This is a genomic window from Chryseobacterium sp. 2TAF14 (genome assembly GCF_052115105.1).
Lineage (GTDB): Bacteria > Bacteroidota > Bacteroidia > Flavobacteriales > Weeksellaceae > Chryseobacterium.
Window position 1 is genome coordinate 1 of sequence record NZ_JBFRGA010000059.1, and the last position, 13,337, is coordinate 13,337.

General features: G+C 33.3%; 9 protein-coding genes. 1 reads left to right on the top strand and 8 read right to left on the bottom strand.

From position 1 onward, the window contains the following. The 7 genes from AB4Y90_RS08445 to AB4Y90_RS08475 all read right to left on the bottom strand — a co-directional run. A partial coding sequence (locus tag AB4Y90_RS08445; RefSeq protein ID WP_441556965.1) for a hypothetical protein occupies positions 1-1,625 on the bottom strand: 1,625 nt, incomplete at its 3' end. 360 nt (positions 1,626-1,985) lie between these two features. Beyond that, positions 1,986-2,861, bottom strand: a complete 876-nt coding sequence (locus AB4Y90_RS08450; RefSeq protein ID WP_441556966.1) for a hypothetical protein — start codon at positions 2,859-2,861, stop codon at positions 1,986-1,988. A 643-nt stretch (positions 2,862-3,504) separates the two neighbouring features. After that, the gene (locus tag AB4Y90_RS08455) at positions 3,505-3,915 is read right to left on the bottom strand and encodes a 5-fold beta-flower protein (RefSeq protein ID WP_441556967.1); all 411 of its coding nucleotides are present in this window, start codon (positions 3,913-3,915) and stop codon (positions 3,505-3,507) included. Positions 3,916-4,357: 442 nt separating this feature from the next. Further along, complete coding sequence (locus AB4Y90_RS08460) at positions 4,358-5,230, bottom strand: immunity 49 family protein (protein ID WP_441556968.1); 873 nt, start codon at positions 5,228-5,230, stop codon at positions 4,358-4,360. 7 nt (positions 5,231-5,237) lie between these two features. After that, positions 5,238-9,392, bottom strand: a complete 4,155-nt coding sequence (locus AB4Y90_RS08465) for a hypothetical protein (RefSeq protein ID WP_441556969.1) — start codon at positions 9,390-9,392, stop codon at positions 5,238-5,240. Between the two features lie 309 nt (positions 9,393-9,701). Continuing rightward, positions 9,702-10,073: a hypothetical protein gene (locus tag AB4Y90_RS08470; RefSeq protein ID WP_441556970.1), complete on the bottom strand. Its 372-nt coding sequence runs from the start codon at positions 10,071-10,073 to the stop codon at positions 9,702-9,704. Positions 10,074-10,139: 66 nt separating this feature from the next. Continuing rightward, the gene (locus AB4Y90_RS08475; RefSeq protein ID WP_441556971.1) at positions 10,140-10,316 is read right to left on the bottom strand and encodes a hypothetical protein; all 177 of its coding nucleotides are present in this window, start codon (positions 10,314-10,316) and stop codon (positions 10,140-10,142) included. A 1,353-nt stretch (positions 10,317-11,669) separates the two neighbouring features. On the opposite strand from AB4Y90_RS08475, the gene AB4Y90_RS08480 reads away from it, so the two are divergent. Further along, the gene (locus AB4Y90_RS08480; protein ID WP_441556972.1) at positions 11,670-12,332 is read left to right on the top strand and encodes a S24 family peptidase; all 663 of its coding nucleotides are present in this window, start codon (positions 11,670-11,672) and stop codon (positions 12,330-12,332) included. 69 nt (positions 12,333-12,401) lie between these two features. On the opposite strand, the gene AB4Y90_RS08485 is transcribed toward AB4Y90_RS08480, so the two are convergent. After that, the coding region (locus AB4Y90_RS08485; protein WP_441556973.1) for a hypothetical protein at positions 12,402-13,337 on the bottom strand (936 nt) is incomplete at its 5' end.

Sequence of the window (13,337 nt, forward strand, 5' to 3'; positions counted from 1 at the left end):
GCTTTCGTTAGAAGATTTGTATTTAAACTTGCTACTCCGTCTTCTACAAGTTTTATTTTATTAAATTCTACYTGRGCTGTTTCTAAATCTACTTTTGWTKYAAGATCTGTATTTAAAGAAGTAAACTGTTCAAGAACKGTRGMTTTATCGGCTTTWGTTAGAAGATTTGTATTTARACTYGCTACTCCRTCTTCTACAAGTTTTATTTTATTAAACTCTACTTGAGCTGTTTCTAAATCTACTTTTGATTCAAGATCTGTATTTAATGCATTAAACTGTTCAAGAACTGTGGATTTATCGGCTTTAGTTATAAGATTGGTATTTAARCTCGCTACTCCRTCTTCTACAAGTTTTATTTTATTAAAYTCAACCTGAGCTGTTTCTAAATCTACTTTTGATTCAAGATCCGCATTTAATGAATTAAACTGTTCAAGAACCGTTGCTTTATCAGCTTTAGTCAGAAGATTTGTATTTAAACTYGYTAYTCCRTCTTCTACAAGTTTTATTTTATTAAACTCTACYTGRGCTGTTTCTAAATCTACTTTTGWTKCAAGATYTGTATTTAGTGCATTAAATTGTTCAAGAACCGTTGCTTTATCGGCTTTAGTTATAAGATTGGTATTTAAACTCGCTACTCCATCTTCTACAAGTTTTATTTTATTAAATTCAACCTGAGCTGTTTCTATATCTACTTTTGATTCAAGATCTGTATTTAAAGAATTAAACTGTTCAAGAACTGTGGATTTATCGGCTTTAATACTACTTATCGAATTGAATTGCTCGAGAACTGCAGCTTTATCAGCTTTATCAATATTAAATACGTTAAACTGTTCCAGAACCGCAGCTTGATCGGCTTTTGTCAAAAGGTCAATATTAACATTGTTAAATTGCTCAAGAACTGTGGCTTTATCTGCTTTATTATTTTTCAGGTTGTTCAATTCTTCCTGAACGACAGTAATTTTATTCAGTTCGCTTTGAAGTCCTTCAACCATTCCGATCGTGATATTCGAAAGTCCTGTTGATAAATAATTGGCTTTATTGCGTTTGTCGCCGCCTTTAAATAAATACAGCGAGAAGTTTCCTCTTTCATCCGGAACGGCGATAAAGTCGTTGTCCTCGAACTTATATAAGTCTGAGCGTTCTGCAAATTCTATGATGCTTTTTTCTGTGGCTTCAATTAAAGTTGTTAAACCTAAAGCTTCTATTTTTTCTGCCAAAATCTTTCTGTCGTCATTCAAAAATTCCTGCAGAAACATGTATTTTGAATCGCTTTGATTTTTGGTGTAAACATTCCCAATATTGTCTCCATCGTCAACTGTTGCCAGATTGCTGAGCAATTCTTTTACGCCTAAAACATTTTTCCAGGACTGGATATTTTCTGCATTTAAATTGGATGCATCCTTTTTAGACAAATAATTTGCATGCGATTCTGAAGATAACGCGTGATTGTCTAAAGCAGCTTTATCGGCTTTTGTTTGAAACTGATTTTCCAGACCTAAAATTTTACTCATCGGAACAGCTTCATCTTTGTGCCAAAATGAAGACCACGATTCTTTAAACTGCTCCTGAGTCGGGAAATCACCTGTTTCAAAATAACTGTATATGGTATCTAATGGTATTGACATATGGTTTATTAGTTTTTTTGTTAGTATTATTAAAGTTTGTTTTTCAGCAATACCCTACCCCTACAATCACAGGCTAATTGGTATTCGAATAAGCCATCATATAATATCGTCGAAGAATCTGTGGTTTGCTGTTTTTTGGAAGTGTCTTCCACAATTTCTTGGTTTAAACAAATCGGCAAATAATTTTAAAATGATTATATATTGCCATTATTTCAAAGGATATAAAATTTTATGATATTATTTTTGAAATTTTCTCAATTGTATTATTTTGCATTTTCATAATAATTACATTCGATTTTTATATTTCTGATCGCTCCTTGAGAAGAAGTTCCAAATCCAAACTTGTGATCTTGTTTAGATTTATACTTTTAAACATTCTATTGTAATGTTTCTCACTTTATCTGCTCTATTTCCTGCAGTATCACTACTGTTCCCAAAATGTCTATAATTTATGCCGGGCTCTAAGTAGTCGATTATTAATAATTCGTTTGTGTCGGTATCATAAACACTACACTCAATAGTATAATTTGCTTTTGTCATGTCTGCATTGTAACTGAAGTATAGATAATCCCATTGGTCATAATGATCGGTTACGCTGTTTTCTTTCCTATAGATATCACGCCAATTAGTACTCTGGGATTTATATTCAATAGGAACATCCGTTTTATTAATGAACTTAATATTGGTATGCAGTACGTTTAATTCTTTTCCAAAATTTTGTTTTGAAATATAAAAATGAAAGCTCCTTCCATCTAGTTTGCCAAATTCAAAACCATTGAAAGTAGCTGGTAATTTGTGTCCAATTAGCCTATCTACGCTGTCATATAGACTTGTTTCATAATACAAATAATGGTATTCGTTGGTTTGTAATTTTTCGCTTTCAAATTCTTTTATAGCTACTGTATAAGGCCCATTACCAACAAAGTACTGTTTTTTTACATCGCCATTATCATGTATGTCGCATCTGATTTCTATCTCTTGGTTTTCTTGATTTTCCTGAGCTACATTCAATTTAATTAATGTATTGCTCATATTATCAAAATAGTATTCAACAAATCCGTTGTTAATAGTTGCTATACGATTTGCAATTGATACTATTTCCCGGTCGGTGAGAAGAAAGGCAGTCGCGTCGTTCTGATGCTTGAAAGAATCTATCAGATCTACAAATTGATCTTGCGAAGGAGTGTCTCCTGTTTCAAAAAATGTTTTTAATGTATTTTTATCTCTTATAGCCATTTTATTGTTTTTGCATTTGTTTATAAATTTGTTTTAGTTTCACGGATATTTTTTTTGAAACTGCCATACTATCCTCGTTTTTCAGAGTTTCAAAACTCATTCTTTTTTGTCTCAATTAAAAGTTTTTTGATGGGTCTCTTCTGTAGTTGCAGCAGCTTATATTTTTCAAGACCAGATGATTTATTACTAGATTTCAAGATTCAAAATTCATGCTTTTTTTATYCTTACAGAAGTTTTTTGAGTGCTCTGGTCTGTAGTTGCAGTAGCTTTATTCATTAAAAATCAATTGATTTCCGGTATGGTTTCAAAGCCCAAAATTCATTATTTTTTCATTCTTATGAAAGTTTTTTGCCCTCCCTATTCCGTAGTTGCAGCAACTCTTATTTATTTTAAAATCAAATAATTAACGCTTTATATTCAAGACTTGAAATTGATGTTTTTTTATTTTAAACAAATTTTCTGCAGTATAAAATTGGTAATTGCAGTAAGTTCAGATTTTTTAAATGAAACATTTTTATTTTTAAAACTAAAACATAATATTTATAATTCTTGCTTATAAAAACAAAAGCCCGGATTGTAAAAAATCCAGGCTTTGCTTTTCTAAAATTCCTAAAAAGGATAGTTTTTCTATACAAACTCATCATCAATCTAACTTAAAAAAGAAATATACTACTGCCGCCCATTCTTTTTTGATTCCTTTAGCGTAACCAATCGTTAAGCGACTGCTGTTTTCTACCGTTCCGTCATCTTTAATATAGCCAATTGTTGAACGGCTGCTGTTTTCTACGGTTCCGTCTTTTTTAACATAACCCACCGTAGAACGGCTGCTGTTCTCAATCGTACCATCACTTTTGATATACCCAATTGTGCTTCGGCTTTTATTTTCAATAGTACCGTCATTTTTAATATAACCTACGGTAGCACGACTGCTGTTTTCGATCGYACCATCATTTTTTATATAACCAATGGTATTGCGGTTTCCAGATTCTATCGTTTGCGCATTTGCGAAGGAAAGGCTGAACAGAAGGGAATAAATGAATAGTGTTTTTTTCATGGGATTAGATTTTAAATAAAAATTTAACTTAATAAATTTAATAATATATCGAATGATGTGCTATCTTTTTATATAAAATTTTCATTTGGAATTATCTGTTACATTCTAAAAACGATCTTTCTGTTTAGAAATACTATCTGAAGGGTAAGAAAAATCATCTTGCGCTTTAGAAAAACGATCTTTATGCTTGGAAATACTATCTGAATGATAAGAAAAATCGTCTTGCACTTTAGAAAAATGACCCGAATAATAAGAAAAACCATCTTACACCTTAGAAATGTCATCTGAGGGATAAGAAAAATTATCTTGCACCTTAGAAAAGCTATCTTTATGCTTAGAAATGTTATCTTAATAGTAAGAAATGCCAACTAAGTGTTTGGAAATAACGTAATAACAAAAGCATCCCATAATTGAGATGCTTTATTATTAATTTTAAAACAGTTTAATTATTTATACTACCATCAATCATAAAATCTGGCATATAATCAGATTCAACTTCAATTTTCCAACCTTTATCATAAGCCATCGCTGCTAAAGCGGTACAACTCCAGGATAAAAAACCTTCATTTTCTCTACACAATGGAGTTCCACCTTTATTTAAAGCCTTCTTTTGGCTCCAGACCTCTTTGTGGGCCTTGATTGCTTTAATTAAATTCTGATTGAACTCTGCTTCGTTATTATCAATTAAAGATTTAAAAGCTATTAAAAATTCATTCATGTAATAGATCCAAAATTTCTGTTTAATATCAGGTCCTATTTCAGATTTATTTGATATAATGTATTGTTGTGATTTTTCAAAAAGCTCTTCATTAAAGGTTTTGTTTGTGTAATATTCCTTCATTAACAATAAAAAGCATGTTACAAAATTACCATTATCAAGATTTTCTTCTTTCATTTCCCATAAATAAAGGGGACTTTCTGCAATAATCTTTTGCTTTTCTTCATTTCTTGCAATTGTTGCCATAAAAAGCGCTTTCAAAATATTGATGTGTTGATTTGTTTCTTCCACTTTAATAGAGAAAGAACCATCTTCATCAATTTGAGCTTCTTTTATTTCGCCTGGAAAATGTGCTAAACGACAAAACTCGCTGATACAGTTGAGTCCATAGCTAAACCAATACTTTTGTTGAGTGACTTCTGGATTTTCTACAACAGACATTTGTAATAACTCTAAAGAATCTCTATAAACAAAGAACAAAAATCTAAAAGTCTCTTTTGATTTATTAATAGATCTTGGTAATTTTTCACTTAACCAATCACAATTTTCTTTAATTACCGCAGGTAAATCGACCTTGTGCAACTTAATTTTTTCCATATTTTTTTTATCTTGTTATATCAAATTCCTTAATAGTAAATTCACCTACGTCATCAGTTTTCGTAAACCTTTGTTGTACTACCATATATTTAATATTTCCATCTTCAAGAGCTTCTGTTAATTGCCTTGCTGTACGTCTTTTCAATTCATCAGATGATTTTGCCATATCTTGAATAGTCTTTTCTAAATATTCACGAGATCCTTGTTCCGCTATATGAAGATCTCCAGTAGTATCATTAATAATATCGGTTTTTTTACCTCCTAGTGTACTTCCTCCACCTTTAGCTTCAAATACATAGAATGTATCTCCTTTTTGATAAACTTTATCTAAGGTATAAGCTCCGCTACCTGTATATACTGATTGTAAACCATGAGCATTGGCGTGAGCATCCGCAGCTGCTTCTCCAATTTGCTCTGAATATCCTCTAAGCTCACTAGGATTGCCTATTTCTGTTTTCCTTTTTGTTGTTAAATTATTTATATTATCAATATCTGGTTGGCTAAATGGTTTAATTTCCGTTACCTCATCCAAATCTTTGGTTTTAAATTTTGAAGGAATGGTAACTTCTGGTCTAGAACCTTTAAATCCTTCAGCTCTTCGTACATCAAAATCATTACTACTTAACTTTTCGAGTGTTTCCCTTTGTTTCTCAGAACTCATTTTACTAAATCTTTCCTCAAAAGAATTTGAAACAACTACACCATCTTGCATTTCAGCTCCTACCTGCTTATCCCTTCCTAAAATTTCATAGTCAGCATTATCAAGATCTCTAAACATTGGATTTCCATCTGCATCAACCTGTACCGTTTTATTTCCATCTGCATCTTCTCTCATTAACAGCACTCTAGAGTTAAATTCTCCCCAAAGTTCTATAAACCTACCGTGCTTTTCAAGCCAGATTTTCTTGAACCCGAATTTAGTTAAAATTTTGTTACGAAGGTCATCTAATTTATTAGCTCCTTTTACGGTTATTTTTTCTAGGTATAATACCATCTTTGTACCTCGTAATCTGGTCATTCCTTTTTTAAGAAGATCTCTTGTTCTTCGTTGGGTCCTTTTCACGAAAGCAATAGTTGTTCTGGCAGCTCGGCCTAGCTTGTTGGCTTTAAAGGCTTTTAACATACGTTTATATACTTTGCCCATTCCCATCAAAATTTTATCGATAAAGAATTCTACAACAACAATAGCGAATGCCGTAGCTAATGCTTTTGCAGCACCATCTCTATCTCCAGCCCAGGCTTTTTTCACATATTCCCAAAGCATTCCCATCGCTCGATATACAGCAATAGCACCAAAGATAAGTGTTAACGCTTCACCCAAAGCCGACACAACCGCACCCAAAGCAGTACCTCCACTAAAGATTAAAATAGCAGCAATAGCAACTAATGCAGCTACAAATCCTGCTATAATCCATGCTTTATACTTATTCCAGAATACTTTTATCCCGGTTAACATTTGCTCACCCATAAACTGCAATCTGCGTCCTGCATTTAATCGTCCTGTTTTGGTAATAAGCGCTTCAGGAGAATTGTCTTCTGTAGCTTCATGTGTAGTTTTTTGAGATGTTGGTTCCGCATCACCTTCTTTGGCAGATTGTTCAAGCATCTGATCATTATATTCTTTTAATTTTTCTTCATCACTCATATGTCTCCAATCCGGACCAGAATCTTTCTGAGTTTGACCAGCGGTCTCAGCAACATTTGACATTTGTTCCGGATTTTGCTCTTTCTCATGAATACTAAATCCTGCATCAAAAGCTGCCGACTCTTGGAATTGTTTTGTAGTCACGCTATTTGCTCCTGCCCCTCCCAATTCTAATTTTTCTCCGTCCTTCAAATCCGGTAAAGATTTTATAAAATCTTTATCCACAGAAACCGCAGGATAAGGTTCTAAAATCACATCATCATCATCCAGCTTAGATTTGGTTAAAACAGGGATAGCATTTTCTACAGAAGCTTTTCCTTCTTGTGAAACTTTATTTTCCGCTTCTAATCCCATAGCTGAAGCCCATGCTTTTTCCTGACCTGCAGGAACCTCTACATCCTGAAGTGGTTTTGCCGGGTTGCCTCCCAATGCTTCTTCTGCCAATGCCCCAAAGAATTCCAGAACAGACATTGCTGCAGCAACATTTAGATTAAATATAAATTCTAATATTTTTATAATTCCTGCCACAATAAAATTGACCACGTCCAAAATTAAATTGTAAAGATCCTGTAGCGCACCAATAAGCGTATCTACAGCTTCTACCAGGAAATCAATAATCGCAACAACCGCTTTTTTAAAGACTTCAAAGGTTGCGTTTACATATTTTTCGGCAACGGCTACAAATTTGTCTATTTTAGCTTTTAACCGGTCTCTGATTGCAGGGAATGCAGCCAGAGCGAAGTCTAAGAAACCTTTTAACAATGAAGCAAAACCTTTGATAAAGCCTACAATTGCTTTTCTTGCCGCTTCCAATACTTCTAAAACTAATTTTTTGGCAGCTTCAAAAATAAACTTAACCGCTTCTCTGAGCTTGGTAAAAATAAAATTCAGCGCATCTTTGAGAGCATTAATAAATGCTGTCGCTTTATCTGCAAGCCAGCCAAAGAAACCTCCGCTCTTTTTCTCTTCTTCTGCCTTTTTTAGCTTAGCTTCTTTATCTGCATCTTCTTTTTTCTTACGGGCATCATCGTTGGCTTTATTAATATGACCCTGAGCTTTGGTTTCACCTCTGCTCTTTTCTGTTTTTATATTTCCAAGTGTTGCTTTGGCTTGATTGCTGGATTTATTTGCAAAATCAGTTTCAGTTTTATTGAGCTCATTTTGCCAGTCGACTCTTGATTGGTTTACATCCGCCTGAGCATCTTTTACAGATTTTATTTGCTTTTCCTGCGACTTATTTTTTTCTTCATTGATTTGATTTTCAGAAGATTTTTCGTGTTCGAGTACTTTTTGATTGTGTTCTAATTCTGCTGTTTGATATTTCTCGGTTTCGGCGCCAATTTTAGACTGAATAATAGGTTCAAATTGAGCATTGATTCCTGCTTCATCCATACCTTCCAGATTCAATGCGTCAAGAGGTTGTTTTTTAACGGCTTTTGAAGTTATTTTACGTGATGGTTTAAGAATCTCGTCATTTGGTTTTTTGATGATATCATTTTCACCATAATTTTTATGAATATCTTTTGCGGCCTGATTTTTTTTGATGCCCATATCTTGTGCAGCATCATTTTGTTCGATTGATAAATGTTCTGTATCTGCTTCTCCGCTAAGGTCTAAATTTGCACTTTGTTGCATCGTTGTTGGGATTGCAGAAGTATTGAGCTGAATTCCCCGAAGCTGGTCATGAGCCTGTCTTTCAAAGTCCCCGTTTTTAGCACTTGCAGAATTAAAAGAATAATTTCCTTTTTTCAAAGGCTCGCTTTTTGGGAAAGAAACTTCTTTTGATTTTGGTTTTTGGGCTGCAGATTTTACTGTTTTTTTGCTTGATTTTGCTGCCGTTTTATCTTTACCAGCCTTCGCTTTCTGTTTAGATCCGGAAAAAGCACTTCCTATTTTTGCATTTATTTTTGGAAGCTCACCTGTCGCTTTCTGTGTCTGACTGTTTAAAAGTGCGGTACTGTTATTTTGTACAGCATTAAAATCATTTACCAATTGCGTAGCCGGAGATTTTGATAAATCCTCCAAAGAGGCATCAGGATTACCTTTGCCCGCCGATTTTGCTTTTTGTTTTGGTTTATCTTTCGGTTTACCTTCCGAAGTTTTTTTATTTTCCTGATGATTTTCAGCTTGTTCTTTTGGTGTTTTAGGCAGATAAGTTCCCGATTTAAGATCATTGTAATCTCTTGCCTGATCTACATTCAGGGTGGTGACATAATCTTTTTCAATCTCTTTGGTATCGGGATGATTGATATCGCCTGTCTGCGTTAAACTTTCCTGAAGTTTTCCGTACATGATCTCTGAACCTTGGTCGTAAATGGTTTGTGAACCATGAACAGCCGAAGTTGCATTATGGTTTGCTGAGCCCGATTTCACGGTTGATTCTTCAGATTTTTGGGTTTGTGCACCGGCTGTTTCTACCTCGGATGAAGGTACAGCCATCAATTCTTTTTGCCTTTGATTTTTATTCTGGCTTTGTTGGACTTTATTGTCTTTTTCTACAGGATTTGCTGTTTTCATTGACTTAGTTTTTTATTACACTTTGGTTAAGAAGGTCTACAAAACGCAATTGAAATAATTGCGCTTTATAAACCTGTTGATCTGGGGAAATCAGACCGTGAAGGGTGACTTTTTATGAATCTGATAACTAAAAGTACTATTCAGCTTTTGGTGATGAGAAACAGGATAGTCTGAATGCTTTTAGTTTCCGCTTGCTCTTTTGGGTTTTCAAATTCAAAATTCATCCTTTTTTAGGAAAGTCACCAGTTTTTTGAAAGATAGATTCTGTAGTTGCAGTAAGAGTTTTTCAGGATATATTTTTATTGTTTATTAAATAATTTCATCCTTTTTTTCTTCTTCCTCATCAAATTGCCTGTCTGTCTTTATTCCGTATCTATTTTCGATAAAAAGATTCACTGCCGTATCGATCCAGTTGGGAAGATTTGTAGTGATCATTTTCAAAAATTTATCATAGCCGTAACCAAGCACAAACAGCACTCCTGTTGAGTACCATTTGTCGTGCAGGTCGGCTCTGTTCATTAAGTAACTCATTGTAAAACCTACAATTACCACAATTGCCAAAGTGACAACGTGTTCCCATAATTGTTTTTTTTCTTTGTTTTGTATTGAGACCAGTACCCTCAATAGTCCTCCGGAAAAAGCTATTGCAGTTCCGATTAAAAGGGCTTTTAAACCATCCAAATTCATTGTCTTTTTATATATTATTTATTAAAATTTTGATTCTTACTACGAATTCCAGATGGTCAACTATTCCTGATCAAGCATATACAAATTGTCTAAAAATCTTTTGCTTTTTGTAATGTTTTCATTTTCGTCTATATAGGCTAGTTCGTCGATAAGATCACTGATGTCTTTTTTAATTTTTTTCAGTTTTTCTGTATTTTCTTTATTCTTTTTATTCTTTTTCTTTTCTTTCTTTTTCATGGTTTCTAAAGCTGTTAAATGATGGGTTGTTTTTTTAATCTTCTGAAGTAATTTTTTTAATAATACAAGGTCAAAACGGTCTCTTTTCAGGCATTTATTTCACCTAAAAAACAACAGAACCGAAAAGCTAAAACCGTTTTTTACCTTATATTTTTATCTGCAAGTTTTAATTTGAGAAAGGAGTTGTTGCAACTCTTTCATTCATGATTTATGGGTTAATATCAAAGCCGACGGAATGACTTCAGATCTTTTTTTTTGGAATAATTTTTGTATAATTATTTTCAGACTAACTCTCCAGGATAATGTTATAGATAGTTCTTTCCGAGAGAAACAACATTTCTGTGAGTTCAGTTACAATTACTTTCATTTGCTTGTTTTGATTGCGTTTTACATAATCAATTACAAAATTTTTTCTTTTTTCTACTAATTCTTTGCTACGTTTCATTTTTGGTTAGAGTTTTTTATGTTAAAAGTTTTTTATTATTGTATTAGACAACTTTTCATCATCTTTTATTTTTTTTAAATTTTCATATAAGACAATGATGCCTCTAAAGACTTAGTTGAAGTCTTTAAAACAGATACCTGATTACATTATTTAATTTTGGTTTTCAGAAGTCGGTAACGGGTATTTTCTTACAGAAATGATACACCAACTTCTTTTTTCTAAGTTTTACTTTCCGGTGAATGATCTAAGTGATGCTTATGAGAAATCGATTTTCATAAAAAACATCCTAACATCATTTACCGTCAGTAATTTGTCTGTAAAAGAACACAACATTCTATATTATTTTTAAAATAACGTAGTCTGTTTCACAAACTTTTTCGCTCTTTGAATGTATTAATATTCTTGCAGTTAGCTATAATTAATCGATATTTTATATCCTAAACAGCAGTATTTTTTTACATTTTCCTGATTGCCTTTTACTTTAAAAAAAACAAAAGAGCTAAATGGTTGCTTTATTTTGAAACGAATAAAAATCAAACGCATTTTTTTCATTAATAAAATCTCACAAAAACGAACATAAAACATTCAAATTCAAGCACAAATTGCGCATTTTTATTAATTTAAAAAATATTCCAGGTTCAGATCAGTTTTAGATAAAAACAAAAAATAAATCTAATTTTTTACGTTTCAAATCAAAAAAACAAATCCAAGTTATTGATTTTTAATATTTAACATTCAATTTAAAAACTATCTAAATATTAAAACAATAGTAGATCATTCATATAATTTTGTATATTTGCATTGTTCTTTTATAACAACGAGACAAATATACGAACATTGTTCGTTTTTCAAAATAAAAAATGAACTTTTTGCATATTTTTTTATAAAATAATCATAACCATATCAAAATGAACTATTTAGAATTCAAAGAAATCCGGAAGAAACTAAAAATGAAGCAGGCTGATATAGCAAAATCTATTGGCGTAGGCACAAGAGCCGTACAATATTGGGAAAAAGGCGAACGAAAAATACCAGAAACCACAGCATATTTTGTAACCAATCTACTTCAGGAACAGGAAAAGAAACTTAATGACGGCGCAGCTCCCGTTGTTTTTTCAGATTTAAAAATCATGAATGTTCCGCTTGCCAATCAATATGCACAAGCTGGCTATCTCCACAGTTTTGCGGATGAAGAATATATAGAAAGCTTACCCACAATTCCTTTCACCGATGATGTGGAACACCGAGGTGAATACATGTGTTTTGAAGTAAAAGGAGACAGCATGGATAACGGATCGTACGAAAGCTACCTTGAAGGCGACATCATTTTGTGCAGAAACATAAGACAAGATTACTGGCTGAGCAAACTGCATTATGATAAATGGGATTTTGTAATCGTACACAAAGAAAAAGGAATTCTGGTAAAGCGAATCGTTAACCACGATGTTGAGCGAGGCGTTATTACCCTTCATTCTTTAAACGAATATTATGACGATATAGAAATCCACCTGCAGGATGTTGCAAAGCTTTTTAATATTATAAGTACGAGACGCAAAAACAACAGAAGATAATTTAAACAATCATCCGGTAAATAAAATCCTCAATTTCTTGAGGATTTTATTCGTTTCAGATCATCACTATTAAACACTAATACAATTAAACGATGAGATATCAATGATCTGACCGGTTAGTGGATTTACATCATAAATTACCTCCCGATCATAGTTTCCGAATCTTATCCATTTTATTCCTTTTGAATTAAAGCCTATACTTGGCTCTCCGGCTTCATCAAAACTTGCCAAATTTCCCGGTATTGCAGGTATTGCAGGATTTACATCATCCGGTAAATAAATGAAGCTTCCTCTTTGCGGAACAGGTGTAGAAAGTCTCAGCGTTTTAAGAAGCGGTGTACGATCATTCCAGCAAATATTCATTCCTCCCATTGGTTCTGGGTCTGTAGGACTTTTATAAATATCCGACACACAATAAGCATCTTCAAAAAGGTAAGAGCCTTTTCTTCCGGATCTTACGGTCTTTATTCCTGACCATTCTGAAATTCCAGCCGGGGAACAGTGCTTTCTTGCTCTTATGTATAAAAGAGTATTATCAGGAATATTTCCTCCGCTCATATCGATATATTCAATTGGCTGATAATCGAAGCCTACTTTAAAATGAATAATTTTTGCAAAATCGGGATCAGTTGCTATTTGATATTCCGGTGTCTCGAGATTGGCTCCGTCTACCGAATAATCCAAAACTATTTGATAATTATCTCTCAGATACACATTCTTGATGATCGGGGTTTCACAAGGTGGTGGACTGCATTCTCCTACCAGGAAAAATCCTGTTTTCTGAGCAGAAACTCCATTTGCTGTCAAATCTAATATATACTCGTATTCTCCGGAATCCGGAAAACCCGGAACATCAATCGTTCCTCCGGAAGCCGGAACCGAAGCTATACTGTATTGAGCATATGATCCGGAAGAGTTTTTAACCCTATATCTTAACACTGCAGATGCACTTGTTGCCGGTATAGAAGATGTATAACGTATCTGAAATGAAACATTGCATTTCGC